Source organism: Ponticaulis koreensis DSM 19734 (assembly GCF_000420665.1).
Taxonomy (GTDB): Bacteria; Pseudomonadota; Alphaproteobacteria; order Caulobacterales; family Hyphomonadaceae; genus Ponticaulis; species Ponticaulis koreensis.
Genome location: NZ_ATVJ01000003.1, coordinates 110,526 through 134,733 on the forward strand (window position 1 = coordinate 110,526; position 24,208 = coordinate 134,733).

Consider the following 24,208-nt stretch of genomic DNA (forward strand, 5'->3'; position numbering starts at 1 on the left):
GGCGGGATGACTCGTGTTAGTCCGGCACGACAGGGGTCTTTTATATTCAAGGGGAAACATGCCTTTAAACGCTTCATCTCAAGGTGATATCGCCGAAAACTCCATGGAACAGGTGGAACGCGTTCTTGAAGACGCGGACTGGTCCTATGAGCGCGATACACGCAACACAGTGCATTGCATTGTGCCGACGCGATGGGGTGACATGGGCGCTGTTTTCTCGATCCGCGAGCCTCATCAGTCGCTTCAGTTTTCGCTGACTTTGGACGTGAAGCCGACGCCTTCGCGCCGTGAAGAGCTGGCTGACCTCGTCATTCTCATCAATGACAAAATGTCTCTGGGGCATTTTGATTACTGGCCGGGCGATGATCTGGTGACCTTCCGTCATGCAATCTCCATGACGGGACGTATCGGGCCGGAAGCGACTGAAATCTCCGCAGTTATTGATGCAGCCTGCGCTTCAGCTGAAAAGTTCGTGCCTTCAATGAACTACGTCATCTGGGCAGGTAAGAGCGCGATTGATGCAATGGACATGGCGATGTTCGAGACAATTGGCGAAGCCTGATCTGCCGCTGCGTTTCACGCCCCATATAATCAGCCCCATTTTTAGTGTACTCTCTGGCCATAATGGTGGGAGGGAAAGCCATGTCTTACGTTACGGGTTACGTCATTCCTGTGCCTGAGGGCGCTAAGGATGAGTATATGAAGGCGGCCGAAATCATGGGCGCCCTTATGCTGAAATACGGCGCGACGCGGGTTGTCGAAAACTGGGGCGCCAGCGTGCCGGACGGCAAAAGCACCTCTTTTCCACTCGCTGTAAAGAAGGAAGACGGCGAGGTGGTTGTCTTCTCGTGGGCTGAATGGGCATCAAAAGAAGAAGCCGACAAAGCTGAAGCTCTGATGATGGAAGACCCTGAGATGGAAAACGTGCCTATGCCGTTTGACGGAACACGTCTCATCTTTGGTGGCTTTGAGACGATCTATGACAAACGCGCCTGACGTTTCATCGGCGCTACCACTCCGAACGCGCGCTCTGTACCTGATTATCTGCGCGCTTGGCGTCATGCTGGTTGGATACGCCTTCCTGCCGGTCGCAGTTCATTGGGAGTTTGTCTTCCTTGATACGCTGATCGCGCCGGATGACGTTCGCGCGGCGCTCGACACAATGACACCTGGTCAGAAGGAAGTTCATATCTGGGCGAGCTGGTTGCTCGATCTGCCATATCCGCTGTTTTACTGGGGCCTGTTTGGCGGGCTGATCGTTCGCGGATTGCCAGCGAAGGCACGGATATTGATCTGGGTACCTCGCGTGGCTTTTGCCTCAGACATTGTAGAAAACACCCTTCAGACGTTCATGCTGTTTGGAACCGATGGCCTGATCTATATGAAAAGCGCAGTGACCCTGTTGAAGTTCGGGCTCTATGCGCTGGCTGCCCTGATAGCCCTGACGGCTCTCATTGCGCTTGTCTGGCGTGGTGTGCGGGCAAGGGGGCGGGGCTGAAATAGCGCAGGGTAACGCGCTTGATATTTCCCGTGAGGCGCGCATCTCATTGAATGTATGGTACGCTCTATTCCTCAGGAGGCTGAAGATGACCCAGGAAACTGCTTTTCACGATGATGCTGCAAAGGCTGTTTTGTCGCTTGCTGAAGAGATGGCATTCTCTGACATCACGCTTCCAAAGCTTGCGGCTCATTTGGACCGGCCTGTCGGCGACTTCCTGAACCTGCCGAGTTTCAACACGCTGATCGTCGATTATCTGGATCGCACTTGTGCGTCTGAACCGGTCGATGAGACTGAGAGCCTCCGGGAGCGTCTGTTTGATATCGCCATGCTTCGCTTCGAGGCGATGGAAGACCACCGGGACGGCGCCATGGCGTGGCAGGATAGCTGGCTGATGCATCCACTCAAGCGCGTAGAAGCAGCAAAAAGACGGGTGAAGTCTGCCCGTTGGATACTGGCGCTAGCTGGTGAGAAGCAGGATATCTTTCTGAGACCAAAATCTGTTGTGCTGAGCGGTATTTTGTTCCGGGCCGAACAGGCATGGCGCAAGGAAGAGGGCGAGGACTTTACGCGCACAATGGCTCAGCTGGATCGTGATCTCCGCGATATTGATGGCTGGGCAGAGCGTTTCAGTTCTTTCAGCTTTGGACCTTTCGGCAAAAAGAAAGCCGCTGATTTCTCAGCGGCTGTTTAGGTAGGGAGGAAGCGCCCCCAAATCGGGACGCTGAGGAAAAGGTGTTACGAACGAGCTTCGTGCATGTCGCTCAGTTCAGTGACGCCGAGGGCAGCAACTGCTGCGTCAACGAGCTCTGAACGGCAGTTAGCAACTGTTTCTGCTGTATCGGTTGGTGCAAAAGTGTCGGAGCGACGAGCAGCGTTGCGGCAAACTGTGTTTGCGCGCGATTCAATCGCTTCGTAGTTAGCTTCGGTGGAGAGGTTAGATTCGAACTTGAATTCTGCACGGACTGGTGTTGCGTCCTGGGCAACAGCTACAGGTGCGAGAGCAGTAAGGGCGATAGCAACACAAGCAAGTTTCGTTTTCATGAGAACATCTCCTGAATGATTTCCGTGGTCTCGTTGGCCACGTGATCAAACTAGGCGATGTCCCATTATTCGCCTAATGAATAGATTTTATTGAGAGTATTCTCTGCTGGAATATTTAGGGTGTTCCTTGGCCACATCGCTCAGCAGCTCACGCAGCCAGCGGTGAGCCGGATTTGCTGTCAGGCGATTGTGCCAGATCATGCTCACATTGAGATCGAAACTTGGCATCTCTTTCGGCACTTCGCGATAGACAACATTCTGGAAGCTTGCCTGGTAAGCCGCAAGACGACGTGGTACCAGCATAACGAGGTCGGATGCCGCGACGATTGCCGGACCTGCAATTACCTGTGTGATTGTGATGCCGATGCGGCGCGGAATATTGTAGCGCTCATAATAGCTGTCGATCACGCTGTCGTCTGTATCGGCGCGTGTCACCACGACGTGGCGGGCTTCTGTCAGGCGGTCGAGGGTCAGTTCGCCCTCGTTGAGCGGATGGCCTTCGCGCATGAGTACGACGCTCTCACTCGCTTCAATCAGGACTTCCGACTCGAAAGGATCGCTGAGAGGGCCGTGCGTGATAAGCGCCATGTCGACCTCGTTCTTCTCGACGCGGTTGAGCGCGTTGGACACATCCGGGAAAAGGTGCAGCTCGATGTTCGGCGCAATCTTGTCGAGACGTTCCATGACGGCAGGCATCATCAGACGGGTGATGAGGTCGTTGGTAAGAATGCGGAAGACGCGGGCATCAGTCGCCGGATCAAACACGTTCGGCTCTAGTGCGTTGGACAGCTCCTGCAGCGCCTGTTGCACCGGCATGGCCAGTTCAATGGCGCGCGGTGTGGGCTTCATACCTTCAGCGCAGCGAATGAAGAGGTCATCTTTGCAGAGATGGCGCAGGCGGTTCAGTGCTTTGGAAACTGCAGGCTGTGACATACCAATGCGTTCACCGGCCCGTGTCGTGTTCCGCTCAACCATGAGTGCGTCGAATACGACGAGGAGATTGAGATCAACGCCTGCAAGATTCATCTGAGAGTGCTTCCAAAAAAGTATACAACTGAAAAAAGATATCAGGACTTGTGCCTGTTACAAAGTTTCAGAGCGTAGTCAAATCGTCACAAATAACAATTCGCGTCTTTATTTGGGGCATGCCGTTCCAACAGGCAATGCCTCAACGTCAGGTTCGACCCAGCGTCTGCGCGCTTCCGGTGTAAACAGAACGTATCTGGACCAGTATCGGAAAATCCAGTCGGCCCGGTCGAGCCCCGATTTCAGAACATGGTTCACAGCCTCATGCAGACATAGCGCCTCGCAGCCTTTCAGCGCATGCGAGGCCATACGGATCGAGGCGAGGGTGATCGTCTCGTGATAGCCTTCAGTGTCTGTATTCGCGACTCCGCAGGCCAGATTATAGCGACGGATCATGTCAGGCAGATCGCGCTCTGCATCATCAAGGGGAGAGCGGATCAGCCAGACAGCGGCGGCAAAGTGAGCGTTATGCGTCCATTCCGGCTTCGGTAGCGTTCGATCGCGTAGGCCGTGCGCAATATGAAGAATGTCTTTGTCGGATGTGCACATGTCAGTGTTCCTGTTTGGCCGACGAACCTGACACAGACCCGCCGGAAAGGCGGGGAGGGGAGTTGGGGCTAGATCAGCCCGGCAATCACACACACGCACGCCTTCGCAGAAGAAAGCGACTTTCCTGTCTGGATCTGTTGTGTGGTGCGATGCGTACTCATAACCGTGCTATACGCTATTTCAGGTCTCTCGCAAATACCCATATAAATTAAAGGGTTGATGTTTTCTGTTTTTCGATATACAGGGGCGACATACCAACTCTTGGAGGCACACGTGAACAACTAGGAAGCACCATAAATCCTTCCCACAATTGCATAGTGTTCACGCATGTCTTTCCTTATATTGCAGGCTGTTTCTGCCGTCTCGCCCGACGGTCATCACTTGTTTTCCGATCTTTCATTTTCTCTTGGTTCCGAGCGCATTGGCCTTGTCGGCCGGAATGGCTCTGGCAAGTCGACGCTGTTTCGCATTGTGTCGCGCGAGGTTGTGCCGTCGCAAGGGCATATAGCCGTTTCCGGGCGTGTCGGAATTCTGCACCAGACTCCCAAAGGGCGCGCCACCAGCCTGGCTGGGCTTTTGGGTGTCGAAAGCGCACTCGCATGCCTGACCCGTATTGAAAACGGTCAGGGCACCGAGGATGATTTTGCCAAAGCTGACTGGACCCTGCCCGCGCGCTTGGAGTTGGCGCTCGAGCAAGTCGGCCTGAATGGGCAGCCGCTAACGCGATCAACTGGTACGCTTAGTGGAGGCGAGGCGACGCGGGTGAACCTCGCACGGCTTATTCTCGATGAGCCCGATATTCTCTTATTGGACGAGCCGACAAACAATCTCGACGCAGCCGGCAGACAACTGGTGGCGGACTTCCTGTCCAGCTGGAAAGGCGGAGCAATAATCGCGAGCCATGACCGGCAATTGCTGGAAGGCATGGACCGTATCATCCATCTCTCGCCAATTGGCGTGAGCATGTATGCAGGGGGATGGAGCGCTTTCGAAGGCGCGCGCGCTGCTGAACTGGAACGTGCGCAAAGTGACGTCGAGCGTGCAGGAAAGAAGCTTGCCCAGACCAATCGCGGCATTCAGCAACAGGCAGAGCGCAAAGCCCGCCGCGAAGCGGTGGGAAAAGCCGCCCGTCGGTCGAGGTCACAGTCCAAGCTCTTTCTGGATGCTCAGAAAGAACGGGCAGAAGGTACCGCGGCGCGTGATGCCGGTCTGGCCGCCCGTCAGCGCGATGAGGCTGAAGCCGAGCTTGAGACGGCACGAAAACAGATCGAGATACTGACCCCGCTTACGATAGACCTGCCTGATCCGAAGGTAGGATCTGATAAGAGGCTGCTTTCGGTCGTAAAGCTTCAAGCCAGCGTGAATGGCGAGGCTATTTCCGAAGCTGTGACTTTTGAAATGCGTGGACCAGCCAGGCTGGCCGTGCGCGGTGAAAACGGGGCAGGTAAATCAACGCTTCTGCGCACGATACTCAAGGGAGGTGACAATGAAATCCTGCCACAAGTCGAGTTGGGCGACATACGCATTGCCATGCTGGACCAGCATGTATCCATACTGAAACCTGATGTTCCGCTGCTCGATCAGCTTCTTGAGTTGCATTCCTCCATGACGGTGAACGATGCGCATACCTTGCTGGCCCGATACGCCTTCCGGAACTCCGATGCCCACCGTCTGCCAGGGAGCCTGAGTGGCGGCGAACGGATGCGGGCCGGCCTTGCGATGATGACGGGAGGTAATGAAGTGCCTCATCTGCTCATTCTGGATGAACCGACCAATCATCTGGATATCGACTCAATCGAGATTCTCGAGCATGCTCTGGTGGGCTTCAAAGGCGGCATTCTGGCGGTGAGCCATGATGATCGCTTCCTGAAGGCCATTGGCTGTGAACAAGGTATAAATCTCAAGAAATTATCGATTGACGATAATATCGAAAAACAATAACATACCCGTATTGTTTTTAGGGGAGTGGATCTGACAATGCAGGCTGAGAGTACGCGTGACCAGCGATTTTGGGATAAAATCGCAGACCGTTATGCCGCGAAAAAAATTGATGACGAAGCAGTGTATCAGGAAAAGGTCACGCTGACACAGGCATATCTGAACCCGGAGATGAAGGCGCTGGAGTTCGGTTGCGGTACTGGCTCTACAGCCTTACTGCACGCGCCTTTTGTTCAGCACATTCTGGCGACTGACTTATCGCTCGCCATGTTGGAACATGGTCGACGCAAAGCGGATGCCAGCGGCATTGAGAACATAACCTTCCAGCATTCCAGCGTTGAGGATTTTGAAGCGGAAGACGAGTCTTTCGATGCTGTGCTGGCGCTTAACCTGCTTCATCTGTGTGAAGATCCCTGGGCTGTCATCGCCAAAATCCATGATCTCCTGAAGCCGGGTGGTGTGTTTATTCAAAGCACGCCTTGCCTTTCTGATTACGGCGCTGTGACGCAGTTCGCTATTCCGGTCATGCGCGCAATCGGTAAAGCCCCGTCGACAACTCATTTCTCTACCGACCAGCTTGAGCAGAAGCTTGATGAGACGGGCTTTCGGATTGATCGCTTCTGGCAACCTGCAAAAGGTTCATGCTTCATCGTTTGCCGGAAGTCGCCCGACTAGAGCCTCGGAATTTTTCTGAAAATTTTTCTAAATACGATCAACATTTAAAAATCGTATTCTGTCTTAACTTTATCCGGGGAAAATTCCACGGGGAGATGGGATGAGTCAGTTTGGTAGTGGGCAGGGGCGCTCACATTTCGGAAAACGTACATCCGGATTTCAGGATGGCGGGCGTCCATACATGGCGCGCATGAGACGTGACGAAGAGCTGTCGCCGTCTGCGATGGCCTTTCTGGAAGCACAACTAGGTATAAAGTCCGAACGGCCATCAGGCTCGCTGGACTTAACGGGCTGCGTTCCGTCTGCTTCGAAAGGTTCTGAGAAGTACGGAGAAAAGCCGGTCGCGTGGATCAGGATCATCTCGTATCTGGTCGACAGTCTCATTGTCGGGCTACCGTTTGCGATGCTCGCATGGCCTGCATTCGTCGCTGAGATGGACGCACCAATGGTTGGACCGGGTGGTAAGGTCGTCGGTCAGGTCGCCGGCAGTGCTGCGGGCGAACTGGTGATCTGGAAATACTTGCTAATGTATGCGGTGCTGCGCGGCATTTATTCGATCGCGCTTGAAGCGTCTTCGCTACAGGCGACCTTTGGAAAAATGATGTGCGGTCTTGTTGTGACTAATAACGAGATGGGTAAGCCGTCTCTTGGCGGGATCATCATGCGAAATACGTTAGGGCGCCTGATTCTGAACGTGATCCCGTTCTCCATCGGATACTGGATGCTCGCATTCAATCCGCAGAAGAAGGGCCTTCACGATATGATGGGCGGAACGCTCGTCTGCACAAAAGGGACTGCGCCGAGTGAGACTTTCTCTCAGGTTTTTGCCTGAGGCGAACCCTCACGCTCAAAGAAAAAAGGCCTGCTCGTTTGAGCAGGCCTTTTCTTTATTCGGATTGAAAACCGTATTTATTCTTCTTCACCAGAAGACGGCTCTTCGCCAGCATCGGCTGCGCCATCAATCGGTTTCAGGTTCACAGCTTTCGGGCCTTTGCCACGCGCATCAGCTGCGAGGTCGAAGATCAGCTTCATGCCGTCTTCAACACCCGGCAGACCGGAACGTTCGACAGAAGAAATGTGTACGAACACATCGTCGCCGCCTTCGTCAGGCGTGATGAAGCCGAAGCCACGTTCCTGATTGAAGAACTTAACGGTGCCTGTGAGGCCTTCTTTTTCGATTTGCATCGGTTGGCGAGGAGGACGATCACCGCCGCCACCGCCGCGGAAACCACCGCCGCCGCCTGGACGATCACCACCGCCGCGATAGCCGCCGCCACCGCCGCCGCCACGGTATCCACCGCCGCCGCCGTCACGATCACCGCCACCACGATAGCCGCCGCCACCGCCGCCGCCGCGGTATCCACCGCCGCCACCGCCGTCGCGATCACCGCCACCGCGATAGCCGCCGCCACCGCCGCCGCCGCCGCGGTATCCACCGCCGCTACCGCCGTCACGATCACCGCCACCACGATAGCCGCCGCCACCGCCGCCGCGGTATCCACCGCCGCCGCCGTCACGATCACCGCCACCGCGATAGCCGCCGCCACCGCCGCCGCCGCGGTATCCACCGCCGCTACCGCCGTCACGATCGCCGCCACCACGATAGCCGCCGCCACCGCCGCCGCCACGGTATCCACCGCCGCCGCCGTCACGATCACCGCCGCTACGATAGCCGCCGCCACCGCCACCGCGATAGCCGCCTTCATTATTTCTGGAACTTCCGAAGTCATTCGGAGCTGGATTATCAAATGGATCGGAGAAAGGACTACTGCCGAAATCGTCGTTGCCAAACTCTCTGCGGCCACCCCGTTTAGGGCGGCGCCCACGACCACCGTCACGCCCGCTGCGCGGTTCGTCGTCGTCAAAACTCATATCTGTATGCTGTCCTCTCTCGCGAAGTCAGGTTTTCCTGTTCTCTACTGTACTTCGCATTTCCATCTGCGTGCTAACTTGTTCTTGCCTTGATCATCGCAGAACACTTCAAGGCTCGATTAATATGCCCGAAAAACCGTGATTCAGCAACGAAAAATGCTTCATGTGAAAGGTCAGGGCCTGCCTGAGCGTTCCGGGTAAACGCCGTTTATCATGTGCCTTTTTGATTGTCGGTGGCGAATTTCTAGCGATCAGCAGTATGATGCTTCTCGACTTGATGAAATTTGGTGCTGGAACCGAATCAAAAAAACACTCAAATATTCAACATGTGAGGGCAATCTTCGGGAGTTTCCCATTACTGTTCTGCTGATAGACGACAATCACGCAATCGCGAGGCTGATGGGACACCTGTTTGCGCTGACAGAATTCGCTTCTGTAACTTTTTTACACGCAGACACCGTGGAAGACGGCCTCGAAACGCTCGCGTCAGAGCCGGTTGATCTTGTTTTTCTGGATAATCGAGTACCGCCGCATCAGCGCTTCGAAGACCCTTTGCGCGAGATCAATGCGTGCTCTTCGGCGAAAGTGATCTTGCTGACGGGCACTGATCTGGAAGATCTTGGCTATGATGCCTTGCCCGCCAGTCTGGATGGGTTTCTGTCCAAGAATGATATGTCACCGGCCAGTCTCACCGGGATCCTGAAACAGGTTTGTTTTGCTATCCGCTGAACGGCAATCCGCTATTGAGTGACCAGAACGCGCCAGCGAAAGCGGCGATTGTTACCCAGAAACCGAATAATAGTTTCATGCCTGATTTTGCGATCTGGTCTTCAATTGGTAGCCAGTCTTCGTGAAGCTCTGGTCTTCCCCATGTATCTCTCATTGCGCACGACCTCAGTTCCGCCCGCGCTGACGCGCGGAGGTGCAATATGATGGTTTTCTATGATTTCTCACGACCGGCGTTCTGGCAGCGGCCTCGCGTTAATAATCTGTTGAACGGCTTAGGGATTTCTATCTGCACTCGGCCAATTTTGGCTGAAATTTCCAGCAAACCGTCAGTAAACAAAAAAGGCGAGCCGTATGGCCCGCCCATGTTAATTTTGAAACGAAAAGGTAAACCAGTCCGGCCCTTTTCGTTAACACTCTGCCGCTGCTAAAAGGTGTTAGCGACGCCGGTACTGATATTCCTCAATGTCGTCGACGATGATGGTGTAGGCGGCATCGGCAAGATCGGTTGATTGGGTGTCAGCAACCAGCGTACCGCGAATCCAGACGGCCTGTGGCATGTCGCGGATCGGCATGGTTTCAGACAGCTGGGCGAAAACAGTCTGGTTCGGCGGTGGCGGTGGCACGTGTACACATGCGCCGAGCGTTGGAACCAGAAGGAATTCGTCAATTTCGGCTGCCGGGCTGAAATCCAGCGGCACGGTGTAGCCGGGCATTTTGATTTTGCGGCCGTTCAGCTCTTCAACCGTGTTGTAGGTGCCGATCTGGACGCCAACATCATTCGGGCCGCCTTCTGCGATATATTCGCCGGATGAGAGCATTTCCTGCATCTGCATGGCGTACATTTCGCGCAGGCGCTCTTCTTCACCCTCCGGGAGCAAGTCTTCCCACATCACTTCCAGATACCCGTCAGCGTCAACCGGCTCTTCCCATACGGATTGCTGGACCGGTTCTTCTACGGCAGCTGGTGCATCGCTCTGCTGTGGCTGAGCTTCGGTTTGCATGCCGCAGCTCGCCATTGGAATGGCCATGGCTGCCAGAAGAAGTTTGAGGTTCTGATTCATATCGTATCTCTCAGAGTTTGATGGACAGTCCATCTGCGAGCGAATTCTTAAGGGCCTGTATGGCCGGAATTAGGCCGAGAACGCCAGCAGTGACGATGACGGCCAGGAAAACTTTCAGGTCGGTCATGCCGGGATAGGTCCCCGCGAGCGCAATACCAAACCGCGCTTCAAAAATGGGGGCAGCCAGCGCGCTTGCAAGATACACAAGTGCGATGCCAAACGCCGCACCTGTTGCGGCCAGAAGCACTGCTTCGCTGATGAGCAGCGTCATGATCTGTGCGGGGCCAGCACCGATCGCGCGGAGTACAGCCATTTCACGGCGGCGTTCGCGCAGACTGGTCAGGATAGATGTCAGGATCGAGACGAGGCCGACAAGGATCACAAACGCGGATACAGCCATCAGCGCATTACCGGCCACGCCGACCAGCTCCCAGACCTCTGCAATTGCCTGTGCTGGCGGCGCCGCGACAAGCGCTTCCTGGGAATAGGTGTTGATAGCCCGCATGGTATTCAGCGTGCTGCGACGGTCACTCAGGCCAACAAGGGCAGAAGAGATAATATGCGGGCGGAGATTGAGCTGACGCACATCATCAGCGGTCATCATATTCGCAAGCGGTGAGGGCGCGCCGCTCTGCCACCCGACATGGATCGCTTCAATCGCAAGCAATGAGACGAGAACGCTCTCGTCTACGGGCGTGCCGGTCGCATCAAGTATGCCAGTGATTGTGAAAGGCCGGTCGCTATGGTCCTGAAAGCTGACCGGACCCGTGCCGTGTGAGAGCTCGATTTGGTCTCCTACAGCATAGCCTTTTTCTGCGGCGACATCGGCGCCTACGACCACATCATAAAGATCATCGAACGGGACACCGTCTGCAAAGCTGACATTCTGGCGGTCACGGAACTGGTAGTGCTCGAAAAAGCTCTGGTCTGTGCCGACAACGCGGTAGCCATCATGGGAATCTCCGAGGGAAATCGGCACGGTCCATTCAATATCACTGCGGCTTTGCAGCCATTCATAGCTTTCCCACGTCATGCCAGCTGCGGGATCTCCGATGTGGAAGACGGTGAACATCACCAAGCTGACCGAGCTGGTGCGAGCGCCGACAATCATGTCCGTGCCGGTGATTGTCTGCTGGAAGCTCTCTTCCGATGATGTTTTCAGCTTATCGACGCCGAGAAACAGCATCACACTTACGGCTACGGCAGTGATGGTAAGGAGCGCAGAGGCGCGGCGGTTCCAGAGGCTTGCCCAGGCAAGCGAGATGAGGGCTGAAAGGCTCATGCGCGGGCCTCCGCAGCGATTGTGTTCAGTGTTTCGAGGTCTTCAATCCGGCTGAACGCTGTGCCCAGATGCTCGTCATGGCTCACGAAGAGCAGCGCTGAACCGGCTGCCGCGCTTTCTTCCTTCAAAAGTTCGAGGAAAGCATCGCGCGCTTTGGTATCCAGCGCAGAGGTTGGTTCATCGGCGATAATCAGCTTCGGGCGGCCCATAAGGGCGCGTGCGACGGCAACGCGTTGCTGCTGGCCGACGGAGAGGTTCGAGACCTTGCCGTTGAGTATGCGATCATCATTCAGACCCAGCCGGTCAAGCAGACGTCGGGCCTCTTCATCAGGTGAAGTGCCAGTTTCGGCGACCCGATTGCGACGCTCGGCGGAAAGCTTGCAGGGAAGGGTCACATTCGCCTTCACGCTCAGATAGGGCAGTAGATTAAACAGCTGGAAGATTACGCCCATATCACGCGCACGGATACGGTCCCGTTTAGCGTTCGAGGCATTGGCCAGATCTTCACCGTCAAACTCGATCTGCCCGGAATCTGCGGTCAGCACGCCAGCGATCAGCCCGAGAAGTGTGCTTTTACCTGAGCCGCTCGGCCCGCGCAGAAACACATGCTCGCCTGCTTCGAGTTGAAACTCGGGGACGCGAAGCAGAGCTGGCGCACCCGGCCAGGCGAATTCGACATTCTTCAGGCTGAGTAGAGGCAAATTACTCTCCGCTATGGACGGCTCATCGTTGGGTTCGATGCGGACAGCGTCGTTGCATCAGCGCCGCCGTCGGTCATGAAAGTTGTCTGGAGGGTTTCAAAACCCGGAAGGGCCTCAAACACCGCGAAATTTACAGAAGACAAACGGTCGGGGCGCTCACATTCAGCTTCGAATGTGACGAGGAAGTTTGCGTGTTCAACAGGTGTCTCTACCTCAGCGTGGTGGTCACTGTGGTCCACATGCTCGCCGTCCCGGTGGTGATCACCATGCTGTTCATGATGGTCGTGTCCGGCTTCAGTGCGGTGATTGTCATCATCTGCGTGTGATGCGTCGTGACTATGCCCGTGCTGGCCAGCGTCTTCGCCCTCATAGCCCTCTTGTTCTACTTGCTGGCTCTGGAACGTGCATTGAGCGCGTGATGGCAGAGAGAGGAAGTCTTCCGTCATGTCGTAACCGGAAAGATCAGTGACAGAGAGGAGCGTGCCTTCTGGCGTCCGGAAGTTTGCAGCAGGCGCCGCAATCTGAATGAAAAGGTCGTTTCCTTCCAGCAAAATGAAGGCCTCGCCGGCGCCGTGAGTGTGCGCGCGGGCCTGACGCGGTGCATCATCGTGAGCGGATGCGGCGATGAGTGACAGAAGAGTTATCCCTAGAAGTCCAATTGGCATTTGAATTCTCTCTCATCCTCTTCTACATAGGGCGTGGATATTATAACATAAAGCAGTTCGATAGACGTTCAATACGCGTCATCTGCCCGCTCCGGAGTATTTTCAAGACGTGTTTGCTACGCCTTTGCTGGCCACCCTGTTTCTGACCAGTCTTGCTGCATTTATCGCAGCTCTGGGTTTGATAACAGTCTCTATCCGCAGTGACTGGAGCCAGAAATACGGACCGGTCTTTGCCTTGATAGCAAGTGGACTGCTGCTGACAATGGTAATTACTCATCTGGCGCCCGAAGCGCTGGCTGGTGGACCTTTGGCATCTTATCTGATGCTGGGCGGCTTTTTCTTGGGCTTGTTTGTTCACGACATTCTGCGAACGCTGTTGCCGGTCGCTGATCCGCGCACGCTGGCAGCGGGTCTGACGCCGCTCATTGCCATCTCTATTCACTCGTTTCTTGATGGCATGATCTACACGATCAGCTTTTCTCAGGGCATGGATACGGGGCTGTATGCGACGATGGGGCTCGTGCTGCATGAGTTTCCGGAAGCGATTATTACATTTGCGCTGTTGCGGGCTGCGGGCATTTCAAACAGATTGTCTTTCATTCTGGCCTTCCTCGCTGCGGGTGTCACAACGCCGCTTGGGACTATCGCGATGATCCCGCTCGCATACACCGTCGATATGAGCATTCTGTCGTTGCTGTTTGCGGTCTCCGCAGGGCTTTTGCTGTTTGTTTCCACGGGTCCGCTTATGGCTCATATGAAGGCGGAGCATCCAATCCGGTCTATTCCGGCTCTCGGCGTGGGTATTGCCATTGCGCTTGTCATCGGGACGGCTGGTGTGGGGCATGGCACACACGAATACGCCTCCGATCATTCGACCGAAGGCGTGCACGTTCACGATTAAACAGTTGACCTAGCTGGCGGCAATCAGCTGCTTGCCTTTGATCGCCAGCACGTTGGACATGGTTTCCATCAGATTCCGGAAATTGATCGGCTTGCCTTCGAAAGCGTCACATCCGGCGTCGAAGCAGCTGTCGCGGTCTTTCTTGCTCACATGAGCCGTCAGCGCGACGATTGGCAGAGAACGGGTTGCGGGATTATCACGGATCTCACGCGTCGCATCGAGGCCGGACATGACCGGCATGGAAATATCCATCAGGATAATATCTGGAGATTCTGACGCCGCTTTTTCGACAGCAATCTCGCCATTCTCTGCGCCAATGACGATAAAGCCCTGACGTGAAAGTCGGCGAGCCAGCATGTTGAAATTGTCCTCATTGTCCTCAGCAAGGAGAATTCGGGTCATGGTTTCCAGCTCCTGGGGTGTGTCCCCGTTTATCAGGTCTCGGAAGTGAAATCCAAGGCCAGTTTAATAGTGATAGTACGCTTCCACTGTCTCTAAAGTCTTAATTTTGCAGCGGATAATGTAAAGAACTAAGCGCTTGCGCGATCAGTATTTGGCCTTGTCTTTGACTTCTTTGAGGCTCGACTTGCAGGGTGTTGATCATGGCGCGCATGACGGACGACTTCAGCGACCATGTCTTCGCGGCTGGCCGGCTTGCACAAATAGGCGTTTGCGCCGGCTTTGATGAATTTAGCTCGTTCTGAATCGACCGTATGAATGATGACAGGCACATCTTTCAGGTCTGTGCTCGCGCGAATGTCGTGCAGAAGTTCCATGCCCGTTTTACCGGGAAGATGCACGTCCAGTACAACGGCCGCAGGTTGGCTTTGACGCATTTTCTGTAGGCCTTGCTCGGCAGAGCGGGCGTGGTGAAGTTCAAACCCGATAGTTTGCAGATCGCGAGACAGAAGTTCGTGCACGTCGGCGTCGTCATCGATAACCAGAACGACAGGACGGTCCCGGTTTGCCTGTGTATCTTCGTCAAGGCCTTTTGTGCTCGATTGAACATTGATCGGGAAATGGAGCCGGAATGTGGAGCCTTTATCCTCAACGCTCTCTACGCTGATTTCGCCGCCAAGCAGCTGGATGAGGCGTTGCGAAATCACAAGGCCGAGGCCTGTTCCGCCATATTTGCGTGTGAAGGATTCGTCCGCCTGAGAGAACGGCTTGAAAACACGGTCGAGCTGCTTTTCTGTCATGCCAATGCCGGTATCCGTCACTTCGAGAACAAAGCCGTCAAACCCGCCAATCTCTTTGGAGTATCCGCGCACAACAATGTCGCCCTCATGCGTGAACTTCGCTGCGTTGGACAGCAGGTTCAGAAGGCACTGCTCAAGGCGGTGACGGTCAGACCAGACCAGTGGCGTGTTTTCGGGAAGATCGATCGTCAGCTTCACCGGTTTGTCGGCCAGCATTGGATACAGGGTATCACTGGCTTCTCTCACCATGATGTCGAGGTTGAACTGGCCAATCTCGGTATCGAGGCGGCCTGCTTCAATCTTTGAGAAGTCCAGAATGTCATTGATGTTCAGCAGAAGACGTTTGCCCGCCAGAATGATCCGCTTATGGTCCTCAACGTCCGCGTCGCGCGCATCCATTTCGGCGTCTTCCATCATCATCTCGCTATAGCCGATGATCGCATTAAGCGGGGTGCGGAGCTCATGGCTCATATTCGCCAGGAATTGCGACTTTGCGAGATTAGCCTCGTCCGCATTTTTGCGGGCTTCTTTTTCCTTATCCTTCTCGAACATGACGTTTAGCATATGGTCGAATGACCGGTGGCCAGCCCGTGCAATCGCAACAGACTGAATGATGATGAGTGCGCCGAATGTGAGCGCGTAGGGCTCGAATTTCGCTGTTGATAGCGCTTGCAGGTTCAGTAGGAGAGCTATCGACGGCACGATTGCAGAAAAGATTGACAGGCTTGATTTGAATGTGTGCTGGCCGGCCACGTTCATCATGACCACAACGGTCATCATGGCCCCGATAGTCGGCGCAGGCTGAGGCAGTGCCCAAAGGAATAGCCCCGGAAGAGCATAAGCCCAGGTCATAAGAAGTGTGGGGACTAAAACCTGCAGGTAGAGGATGACCGAGACCGTGCGCGCAGATAAGATCTTGCCGTTGATCGAACCATCAGGACCGAGCTCGATCGTCTTTTTGTTCTTGAAGTAGCGGAAGACGCGCACAGCCGCGACAGCCTCCAGCAGGATGACGATGCCGGCCCACGCTGCGATCAGCCCGAGATGCTGAAAATCCGTCGCAAACGCCACCAGCGGCATGAAGCAGAGATTGCACACGAGCCGAACGATCGCATAGCGCGTTGATGTCCGTTTCAGATACTGGTCCAGCGCCGCGATGCCGCGGTCATAGGTTTCCTGATCCAGTACATTGTCATTCTGACTCATGTTAATCTCCGCAGGTGTGTGCGCAGACTAGAGCAGAAAAGTCTTTTTATCCTGTTAGCGTGACTAGAGAAAACGGTTAAAAAACAGTTAATTGTAAAGTGTGGTTTGGGCTGATCTTGTGCGGGGCTTTGCTGGATTTGCCTCGTTTTCCATGACCTGACTGAGCCTGACCATGCGTCATTTTTCTGGTGCATTTGCTCTGCTAAATGCACGCGGCAGTGAAACGAAGTTCTGTTTTCTGAAGTTCGAAAAAAATTTTGCTATTTTTATGAGTAGACGCAGAGTCGGCGTTGATCAAAATGACTGGGAAGAAAGCGGTTGAAACAGCCACTCGATCATCATGTGGAAAAATTGATTTCGTCGGATGTCGAGTGGTTTGAAAGCCGTTCGCGCAATTGCGAGAGCCAGATGATAAGATGGACACCTGTGGTGACAATTGAGCGTTTAAATATAAGCGCTGGGGTGTCATCACGTGGTTGGTGGGTGGTCCCGGGTCCTCAATCTGTGACGGAATTAAATCCATCGGTGCCCCCCATATTTCTGTTGCCACTGCTCGATTTCAGTCGAAAGGCTCTCTTCGATTTGCTCGCTGAGAGCCTTCAAAAAAACGACCTGCCGACGAGTTTGGTGGATACATTTCCCTTTGAGGGACTTGCCGTCTCGGGAATTAACATTGGGACTGAGTATTGGGTAGAAAAAGCCATTAGTTGGGCCGAAGAGCTCGACACGACGCCTAGTCTGCTTGGCGCTCTTGCAAAATGTTCTTCTGATGGCCCAACACAGCAGTTGCGGCATGCTTCAAGACGAGCGTTGGCCTATAAGCGGCGCTCAGTTTCGTTTTAAAATCTACTGCTCCTTCTCGCCAATGCGCCAGAACAAAGCGGTGTACATGGTTTCTTGGGGGCTAATTCATTGTCATCCCGGCCGCAGCGAAGCGAAGAGCCGGGACCCAGAATAGTATTCTGGTATCAGCTGGGTCCCGGATATGTTTTTCGTCAAAACATTCCGGGATGACAGTACGTCCCGCGACTAAAAACCCAAAAACTAATCCAACCCCACCGCACGCCACCCTAAACTTGGGGTATGACCCCCGCGCCATCATCTGCCCCTGATTATACATCGCTGACGATCGGTCAGCTGATCGGGCTGAACCTTGCGCGGCTTTATGCCTGGTGCCTGCGGCTTCACGCGTCGGGCGAAATACGCGCGCCGCATGACCTCGTTCGGATGGTGATTTTAACCGACGCTATGGTGCATTCCTATGTACGTATGCTGGCCTCGACCCAGCTGGAACGGGCCGGTTTTACCTTCGCGGCTAACGCGATGCGTACTCCGATGGGTGAGCGACAAACGCGTAGGTCGGCTCAAGCCGAAGGTGGAGCCGACAATTTAGTTTGCTCTCGCGCACCTTTGGGGCGCATAGAGCGCGCTCAAGGCTGTGCTGTTTGCTCTCATGAAGCAGAGACTCACATAGAACTCGTTCAGGGCTGTGACCTCAACTCAATGGCCGAGCTGTCTGACCGGCTTCAGACCACAATCGAAAACTTTGAACGCGCAGAAATACTGGCGAGCCATCTGGCTCGTTTGATCATCTGCGCGTTGGCTTATCTAGAGCCTGCGGAACGCATATCCCATGCGTTTTATGAGCCGATGCAACCGGCATTCCCGTCTTGTCAGCACATCACGACATCGCCAGCGCCATGGCCGCCGCCAAATCGCGCGGCGTTTATTCATTCACTCGCTATCTGACTTCACTCTTTCAAATCAAAACTCATGCGCGGCAGGGAATCCCTTGCGGCGATACTCGTGCATGTTTGTTTGCTCGCCTTTGCGGTTCGCCATTGGCTCACCCCGGCTGCGCCTTCGCGTTGCTCGTAGTGTTTCGCTCATTCCCGCGAAGGCGGGAATCTGGACCAGACATGTTGCACCAGATCACTGCCTGCGCAGGGATGAGCGCAGATTGGGCAATACCGCAGATACCCGCGCAGGCGGGTATCCACGCTTAGATTGACCAATTTAACACGCCGTCAGATCTAAGCATGGGTTCCCGTCTTCACGAGATCCTGCGGACATATGGTTTGATTGCTAGCCTTGTTCCGCTCGTCCGCTTCGCCTTTCCGGGGGAACAGTGGAGCCACGCCATCCCCTCTTTGCGACTCAGTCAGTCATGCTAATGAACGTGTATGAGCGACTTTTTTCCTTCCGACCGTCCCGCGTCCGCCAATCTCCCCGAGCTATCCGTTTCAGAGCTTGCGGGGTCCATCAAGCGAACCATCGAGACAACGTATGACCGTGTCCGTGTGCGTGGTGAACTCGGCCGCGTAACGATTGCAAAGTCCGGTCACATGTATGCCGATCTCAAGGACGATAAGGCCGTCATCAATACGATCATGTGGAAGGGCAGCGTGTCGCGCCTGCCATTCCGGCCTGAGGAGGGATTGGAAGTCGTTGCCGAGGGGAAGCTGTCGACCTATCCGGGGCGCTCCAACTACCAGCTGATCGCAGATACGATGAACCCTGCCGGCGCCGGGGCGCTCATGGCGCTGCTGGAGGAGCGTAAGAAGAAGCTCGCTGCCGAAGGCCTGTTTGAAACATCGCGCAAACAGCCTCTGCCGTATTTCCCGAAGGTGATTGGCGTGGTGACCAGTCCGACCGGTGCGGTCATTCGTGATATTCTCCACCGGATATCCGACCGGTTTCCGGTTCACGTGCTTGTCTGGCCGGCACTTGTTCAAGGTGATCGCGCTGCCCAGCAGATCACGGCGGGCATTGAGGGCTTTAACGCGCTAACGCCGGACGGCCCCGTGCCGCGCCCTGATGTGATTATCGTAGCCCGCGGTGGTGGCTCGATTGAGGACCTCTGGCCATTCAATGAAGAGATCGTTGTTCGCGCGGCGGCGGCCTCGCAGATTCCGCTTATCTCAGCGGTCGGGCACGAAACAGATACCACGCTGATCGACTATGCGTCAGATCGACGAGCGCCGACACCAACAGGTGCGGCCGAGATTGCCGTTCCGGTGCGGTCCGAGCTTGTGCAGACGGTTACCGCCTATGGCGAGCGCCTCATGCGCGGTCTTACACAGACCTCGCGGCGTAGCGAAAGAGAGCTGACGGCAGTGGCTGCGCGCCTTCCGCGCCCGACGGCGCTGCTGGAATCCCGTCAGCAACGGTTCGACTATGCCGAGGGGCGTCTCACCCAGTCTTTGCAGGCTGCCCTTCTGAAAAAGCGCTCCATGTTCGATCAGACTGGTCCGCGTCTGCGTCCGAAAACGCTGGAGACCAGCCTGCGGGTGCTGGATGATCGTGTCAGTCAGGCGTCCAGGCGCCTCACGGCGGGCCTGACACGTCAGGCGACGCTGGGTGAAAGCCGGCTGGCGACTGTGTCCAAGCGCCTGTCATTGCGCGGAGACGCGCTGCTGCGTGAAACGAAAGATACGGGCGAAGTCCAGCAGGCCGCGGATCGTATGGCGCGTGCGTTCGACCGGCAGGCGACACGACTTGAGGACCGCTTGTCCCGAGCGGGTAATATGCTCGAAGCGCTGTCCTATCAGGCGACTTTGAAGCGTGGTTATGCCGTCGTGAAGAGCGCAGACGGGCAGCTGGTCAGAGATGCGGCTTCTGCGCGCGCAGCCCAACGTATGACGGTTCAGTTTGCTGACGGTGATGTTGATGTCACGACGCAGGCAGACGGCGCGCCTCCAGCGGCCCCAAAACCTAAAAAAGCCGTGCCGCCTAAAGGCGCGCAAGGGTCTCTTTTCTAGCGTCTGATCTGAGGGTCGAAAGGGCGACCGTCTCTCGGTCGGGGGGGGAGGAAACAGAGACGGTCGCCTGAACCGGGACGTGTGGGGGAGGGAGGGGGATACGCACGTCCAGGACCACTTCGTCTTTCGACACTACCTATTTCACATGGATAGATTGAAAGAAGGTTAATAAAACTGCCGTTTTTGTTTATACTTACATTTTGTCTTTCGATAATTTTGTTATCGACAAATTGGAATTATAGGTAGTTCGTCTGCGTTTTGTTCGAAACGGCGGTTCTTTATTACTGCATAGTTAAAATTTGTGCATTTTGCGGGCCTGTCAAAGTGCAGGTTGGGATTATTCACAAGAAATATTTTTGTTTATTTTGTCTGGCCTTTCGGCCTCGCTAAACTGCATTTGGTTTGATTTGGCACTTAGTCAAATAAAAAGCCTCCGGCCAAAAACGCTGGCCGGAGGCAAAACGCATCGTCTTACTTTTGGGAGGGGGGCGAATTAAGACGCGCGAATATGGGCGAGGAAGTCGTTCACCTGACCCTGCAGGGTCGTAGCCTGACGTCCAAGGTCCGCCGATGCCTGAACGACCTGTTCAGAAACATTCTTCGTGCTTTCGGCGCTGCGGGAGACTTCTTCAATTGAGTCGCTGACAGAGCGTGCACCAACCGCAGCCTCACGTGTATTGCGTGCAATCTCGCGGGTGGATGACGTCTGTTCTTCGATGGCTGCATTGATGGACAAAGACACCGAGTTCACTTCCGTGATCGAGGCCTGAATGGACGCAATCGCGCTCACGGCGCTGTTGGTCGTATCCAGCATTTCCTGAATGTGGCGGCTGATCTCTTCTGTTGCCTTGGCGGTTTCATTAGCAAGTGTCTTCACTTCGGATGCGACGACAGCGAAACCTTTGCCCGCTTCACCTGCGCGTGCGCTTTCAATCGTAGCGTTGAGAGCCAGAAGGTTTGTCTGCGCTGCGATGTCGGAAATCAGAGATACAACTTCGCTCACCTTGTCGGCAGATGCTGAAAGGCGCTGGATTGTCTGGTTTGCCTCATCGGCCGTTGTTGCGCTGCTTGCGGTGACCTTGGTCGCTTCTGCAGAGCGTTCTGCGATTTCACCAACCGCATTGCCAAGCTCTTCTGTAGAGCGTGATGCGGCTTCGACGCCGTTGGAAGCCTGCAGGATGGACGCTGACAGATCGGCGGAGCGAGAATATGTGCTCTCTGCGATCTCGGTCATCTGACGTGAATTCGCTTCCAGTTCGACGGCAGCAGCGGACACGATACCTGAAACGGCCTGGACTTCCTTTTCAAAGAGGTCGGCCAAATCCAGTGTCTTCTGTTGAGCTTCCTGACGACGAACTTCATTGAAGAAGTGGATAGCCAGATCCATGTCGAGCATTGCTGCACGAAGGAACGCGCTCTGCATTTTGTGGATTTTTGAATAGTCGACAGTCAGCTTGCGCTTATTCGCGAACTTTGCGCCCAGGCGATGCAGCGTCTCGTCTACAAGGAAGGTGTAGCCTGCCAGGTAGAATTGTGGCTCAAGACCGATGCGCGCATGTACCGTGCCAATGGTTTTGACGGATTTGATGTACTCAGGAGAGAAGTCTCCCGTCAGGATCACCTTCCAGTGGCGGAATTGGGCGTTGGCGGCGAAGTCCACGCGTTCTTTGGAATCGAAGAATTTTTCAATCTCAGGATATTTTGCCACGTGAGCATAGAACTCACGAAGAACGTCCGGAAGGATATCTTCGAGCGGAGCTCGCAGTTCTCGCAGCGTCGTTATTGTTTCGAGGTCAAGTCTCAGAAAATTGAGACGGGATGACAAATCGGTTGATGAGCTCACGAGAATACCCCCGCTGTAAAAAGTATTAATAAAAATGTCCCCTGAGTTTACCGTAGGAACCCTGCAGGTTGTAGCTAGCGATAATCGAGTATGGTTACCAAATACCTATTTTTATAAGTGTTTGAGAGTTGGACAAAAAACACCCGCTGTATTTGAGAGGTTGAAGTGCAGTTTAGTTTGGTTTTTGTTTTTTATTGGCTCCTAGTTCTACCCAGGGGCGATTATTGGTTGTGTCGTTCTTTCTGGATTTATCGACGAAGTGTGTGTTTCTGCTGTCTGCAGAAGGTCATTGATAAAAAATCCGGCAAAATAACGTTTGCGGCACTCTGGCCTCTCGCGTTTCGGAATAAGTCACGCTAAACCGACGCAAAACAGGAGTTTGTTATGTACGCATTTGTTGCTCTCGGTCTGGCTTTTGGTGTTTTCGCGCTTCTGAACCTGATCGACATGAAGCGCCTCGACTAGGTCTGCTTCTAACTGAATGCTTTTTGATTTCGGGCTACTCGTAGCGGGGCTGGTTTTTCTGGTCTTCGCAGGGGATTTTCTTGTGCGCGGCGCCGTTGCGGTCGCCCTGCGTCTCGGCGTGTCTCACATTCTGGCGAGTGTGTTTATCGTCGGCTTTGGCAGTTCAGCGCCCGAAATGCTCGTCGCGATCGAGTCGACGTTGAAAGGCGCGCCAGGTGTTGCGACCGGCAACATCATTGGCTCGAACATCGCCAACATATTTCTTGTGTTAGGTATCCCTGCGCTCATCATGCCGATGACGACCAGGGGAACGGGCCTGAAGCGTGCTGTTACCGTTACGGCGCTCGCGACGGCGGCCTGGCTCACGGCAACCGCGACCGTAGGGCTGGTTCCGGCTGTTGGCATCGGCTTTCTGGTCGGGCTCGGTCTTTATATTCTGGCCGCACTTATTTTCCCTCCGGGCGGTAATCCGGAGGAGCTGATTGCAGACGAAGTTGAAGAGCCGTTCCCAGGCTGGGTGCGAACAGCACTCTTTATCGCACTGGGTGTCGTCGGTCTGCCTGCTGGTGCTCATTTTGCCATTGAGGGCGCGACCGGGCTGGCCACAACATTTGGCGTAGGTGATGAACTTATCGCGCTGACGCTTCTCGCAGTCGGTACGTCCCTACCTGAGTTCGCTGCATCAATGGCGGCAGCATTCCGTAAGCAGGCGGATGTCGTGCTGGGCAATGTCGCAGGGTCGGTCATGTTCAACATTCTGGCTGCGGGCGGTATTATCGCGCTTCTCGGGCCTGTTGATCTGCCGCCAATTTTCTTCGAACTCGATCACTGGTTCATGGGCGTGTCGATGGGCATGTTCCTGCTTTGCGTGTTTTCAGGGCGTCGTATGGGCTGGCTAACGGGTATTTTCTTCGTTCTCTGCTATGCGGTCTATATGTTTGGGCTGAACCATTTCTATCTGCTGGGGCAGGGGTGGGATTCGGTTCTTGTTGAAGCGGACAGACTGTGGAGCATGCTTTGGAACTCACTCACGCAAATCGGGCGCTCGTAACCGGCGCAGGTCAGCGCCTTGGTCGGGCTATTGCTGTCGCTTTAGGCGAGCGCGGCTATGACGTCGCCATTCATTATCGCAGTTCGAAAGAGGGTGCCGAGGCGACGGCTAAGGCTGTGCGTGAAGTGGGCGGCGCGGCAGAGCTCGTTCAGGCCGATCTGGCAGATGAAGATGATGCGGCGCGGCTGGTTGAGGCCTCGGCCGATGCGCTTGGCGGGCATTTAGGGCTTCTGATCAATAACGCCTCCACCTTTGAAGACGATGATATTCTGACGCACACACGCGACAATTGGGATTTCCATATGGACGTCAATTTGCGTGCGCCCATTCTTCTGTCGCAGAAATTTGCAGCCATGCTGGGTAAAGATCAGCGTGGTGTGATCATTAATATGATTGATCAGCGTGTCTGGAAGCTGAACCCAAGCTTCTTCACCTACACGCTGTCCAAGTCTGCGCTCTGGAGTGCAACAAAAACCCTCGCTCAGGGGCTCGCGCCGAATATCCGCGTAAACGGCATTGGCCCGGGGCCGACTCTGAAAAACGAGTTCCAGTCCGAAGAAGAGTTTCAGAAAGAAGTGGCAGCGACGCTGACGCAGCGCGGCGCCAATCCGGACGAAATCGTCAAGGCGGTTCGCTTCCTTATCGATGCGGATGCTGTCACGGGGCAAATGATTGCTGTTGATGGTGGTCAGCATCTCATCTGGCAGACACCCGACGTCGTCGACACAATTGATTAAAGGCA

Annotated in this window: 26 protein-coding genes; 14 read left to right on the top strand and 12 right to left on the bottom strand. The window is 54.9% G+C overall.

The window, feature by feature from the left end; all coding sequences use genetic code 11:
• Positions 1–58: 58 nt before the first annotated feature.
• From G523_RS0115430 to G523_RS0115445, 4 genes are all read left to right on the top strand, one after another.
• Positions 59–562 carry a type III secretion system chaperone family protein gene (locus G523_RS0115430; RefSeq protein WP_022695967.1) on the top strand — a complete coding sequence of 168 codons (504 nt, stop codon included), beginning with the start codon at positions 59–61 and terminating at the stop codon, positions 560–562.
• An 80-nt stretch (positions 563–642) separates the two neighbouring features.
• Entirely contained in the window at positions 643–996 is a 354-nt protein-coding gene (locus tag G523_RS0115435) for a DUF1428 domain-containing protein (RefSeq protein ID WP_022695968.1), read from the top strand.
• Positions 980–1,498, top strand: a complete 519-nt coding sequence (locus G523_RS0115440) for a hypothetical protein (RefSeq protein ID WP_022695969.1) — start codon at positions 980–982, stop codon at positions 1,496–1,498. Before G523_RS0115435 ends, G523_RS0115440 begins: the two co-directional genes overlap by 17 nt.
• Before the next feature lie 88 nt (positions 1,499–1,586).
• Positions 1,587–2,192, top strand: a complete 606-nt coding sequence (locus G523_RS0115445) for a hypothetical protein (RefSeq protein ID WP_022695970.1) — start codon at positions 1,587–1,589, stop codon at positions 2,190–2,192.
• 44 nt (positions 2,193–2,236) lie between these two features.
• Here the strand turns inward: G523_RS0115445 and G523_RS0115450 are convergent, their stop codons facing one another.
• The 3 genes from G523_RS0115450 to G523_RS0115460 all read right to left on the bottom strand — a co-directional run bounded on the left by G523_RS0115450 (position 2,237) and on the right by G523_RS0115460 (position 4,117).
• Positions 2,237–2,542, bottom strand: a complete 306-nt coding sequence (locus tag G523_RS0115450; RefSeq protein ID WP_022695971.1) for a hypothetical protein — start codon at positions 2,540–2,542, stop codon at positions 2,237–2,239.
• A gap of 87 nt (positions 2,543–2,629) precedes the next feature.
• Positions 2,630–3,568 (bottom strand): LysR family transcriptional regulator, encoded by a 939-nt coding sequence (locus G523_RS0115455; RefSeq protein ID WP_022695972.1) that lies wholly within the window; start codon positions 3,566–3,568, stop codon positions 2,630–2,632.
• Positions 3,569–3,676: 108 nt separating this feature from the next.
• Entirely contained in the window at positions 3,677–4,117 is a 441-nt protein-coding gene (locus G523_RS0115460; RefSeq protein WP_022695973.1) for a hypothetical protein, read from the bottom strand.
• 327 nt (positions 4,118–4,444) lie between these two features.
• On the opposite strand from G523_RS0115460, the gene G523_RS19610 reads away from it, so the two are divergent.
• From G523_RS19610 to G523_RS20475, 3 genes are all read left to right on the top strand, one after another.
• Complete coding sequence (locus tag G523_RS19610; RefSeq protein ID WP_022695974.1) at positions 4,445–6,058, top strand: ABC-F family ATP-binding cassette domain-containing protein; 1,614 nt, start codon at positions 4,445–4,447, stop codon at positions 6,056–6,058.
• A 36-nt stretch (positions 6,059–6,094) separates the two neighbouring features.
• Entirely contained in the window at positions 6,095–6,730 is a 636-nt protein-coding gene (locus G523_RS0115470; protein ID WP_022695975.1) for a class I SAM-dependent methyltransferase, read from the top strand.
• 100 nt (positions 6,731–6,830) lie between these two features.
• On the top strand, positions 6,831–7,562 hold the full coding sequence (locus G523_RS20475; RefSeq protein WP_081648857.1) for an RDD family protein: 732 nt from the start codon (positions 6,831–6,833) through the stop codon (positions 7,560–7,562).
• A gap of 77 nt (positions 7,563–7,639) precedes the next feature.
• Here G523_RS20475 and G523_RS21365 read toward each other — a convergent pair whose 3' ends face one another.
• Positions 7,640–8,602: a cold-shock protein gene (locus tag G523_RS21365; RefSeq protein WP_051134878.1), complete on the bottom strand. Its 963-nt coding sequence runs from the start codon at positions 8,600–8,602 to the stop codon at positions 7,640–7,642.
• 213 nt (positions 8,603–8,815) lie between these two features.
• On the opposite strand from G523_RS21365, the gene G523_RS21310 reads away from it, so the two are divergent.
• A complete protein-coding gene (locus G523_RS21310; protein ID WP_022695977.1) occupies positions 8,816–9,331 on the top strand; it encodes a response regulator in 516 nt (171 codons plus the stop codon).
• Here G523_RS21310 and G523_RS21030 read toward each other — a convergent pair.
• The 5 genes from G523_RS21030 to G523_RS0115505 all read right to left on the bottom strand — a co-directional run bounded on the left by G523_RS21030 (position 9,321) and on the right by G523_RS0115505 (position 13,040).
• Positions 9,321–9,485: a hypothetical protein gene (locus G523_RS21030; RefSeq protein WP_155802834.1), complete on the bottom strand. Its 165-nt coding sequence runs from the start codon at positions 9,483–9,485 to the stop codon at positions 9,321–9,323. The two genes, G523_RS21310 and G523_RS21030, sit on opposite strands and share 11 nt — an antisense overlap.
• Before the next feature lie 280 nt (positions 9,486–9,765).
• Positions 9,766–10,392 (bottom strand): DUF3299 domain-containing protein, encoded by a 627-nt coding sequence (locus G523_RS0115490; RefSeq protein WP_022695978.1) that lies wholly within the window; start codon positions 10,390–10,392, stop codon positions 9,766–9,768.
• A 10-nt stretch (positions 10,393–10,402) separates the two neighbouring features.
• The gene (locus G523_RS0115495) at positions 10,403–11,674 is read right to left on the bottom strand and encodes an ABC transporter permease (protein WP_022695979.1); all 1,272 of its coding nucleotides are present in this window, start codon (positions 11,672–11,674) and stop codon (positions 10,403–10,405) included.
• Positions 11,671–12,375, bottom strand: coding sequence for an ABC transporter ATP-binding protein (locus G523_RS0115500; RefSeq protein ID WP_022695980.1), 705 nt, complete (start codon positions 12,373–12,375; stop codon positions 11,671–11,673). The genes G523_RS0115495 and G523_RS0115500 overlap by 4 nt, the downstream gene beginning before the upstream one ends.
• Before the next feature lie 11 nt (positions 12,376–12,386).
• A complete protein-coding gene (locus tag G523_RS0115505) occupies positions 12,387–13,040 on the bottom strand; it encodes a ZrgA family zinc uptake protein (protein WP_022695981.1) in 654 nt (217 codons plus the stop codon).
• 109 nt (positions 13,041–13,149) lie between these two features.
• On the opposite strand from G523_RS0115505, the gene G523_RS19625 reads away from it, so the two are divergent.
• A complete protein-coding gene (locus G523_RS19625; protein WP_081648858.1) occupies positions 13,150–13,941 on the top strand; it encodes a ZIP family metal transporter in 792 nt (263 codons plus the stop codon).
• A gap of 9 nt (positions 13,942–13,950) precedes the next feature.
• Here G523_RS19625 and G523_RS0115515 read toward each other — a convergent pair whose 3' ends face one another.
• Entirely contained in the window at positions 13,951–14,343 is a 393-nt protein-coding gene (locus G523_RS0115515) for a response regulator (protein WP_022695983.1), read from the bottom strand.
• A 128-nt stretch (positions 14,344–14,471) separates the two neighbouring features.
• Positions 14,472–16,346 (bottom strand): ATP-binding response regulator, encoded by a 1,875-nt coding sequence (locus G523_RS20480; RefSeq protein WP_022695984.1) that lies wholly within the window; start codon positions 16,344–16,346, stop codon positions 14,472–14,474.
• A gap of 318 nt (positions 16,347–16,664) precedes the next feature.
• On the opposite strand from G523_RS20480, the gene G523_RS21035 reads away from it, so the two are divergent.
• From G523_RS21035 to xseA, 3 genes are all read left to right on the top strand, one after another.
• Entirely contained in the window at positions 16,665–17,189 is a 525-nt protein-coding gene (locus G523_RS21035; protein WP_155802839.1) for a hypothetical protein, read from the top strand.
• Between the two features lie 240 nt (positions 17,190–17,429).
• A complete protein-coding gene (locus tag G523_RS0115535) occupies positions 17,430–18,095 on the top strand; it encodes a hypothetical protein (RefSeq protein WP_022695987.1) in 666 nt (221 codons plus the stop codon).
• Between the two features lie 434 nt (positions 18,096–18,529).
• Complete coding sequence (xseA, locus tag G523_RS0115540) at positions 18,530–20,107, top strand: exodeoxyribonuclease VII large subunit (protein WP_022695988.1); 1,578 nt, start codon at positions 18,530–18,532, stop codon at positions 20,105–20,107.
• Positions 20,108–20,600: 493 nt separating this feature from the next.
• Here the strand turns inward: xseA and G523_RS0115545 are convergent, their stop codons facing one another.
• Positions 20,601–21,950 carry a globin-coupled sensor protein gene (locus G523_RS0115545; RefSeq protein ID WP_022695989.1) on the bottom strand — a complete coding sequence of 450 codons (1,350 nt, stop codon included), beginning with the start codon at positions 21,948–21,950 and terminating at the stop codon, positions 20,601–20,603.
• 481 nt (positions 21,951–22,431) lie between these two features.
• Here G523_RS0115545 and G523_RS19635 point away from each other — a divergent pair, with 481 nt between their 5' ends.
• Both G523_RS19635 and G523_RS0115560 read left to right on the top strand, forming a co-directional pair.
• Positions 22,432–23,466 (top strand): sodium:calcium antiporter, encoded by a 1,035-nt coding sequence (locus G523_RS19635; RefSeq protein ID WP_022695990.1) that lies wholly within the window; start codon positions 22,432–22,434, stop codon positions 23,464–23,466.
• Entirely contained in the window at positions 23,433–24,203 is a 771-nt protein-coding gene (locus G523_RS0115560) for an SDR family oxidoreductase (RefSeq protein ID WP_022695991.1), read from the top strand. The genes G523_RS19635 and G523_RS0115560 overlap by 34 nt, the downstream gene beginning before the upstream one ends.
• Positions 24,204–24,208 lie beyond the last annotated feature (5 nt).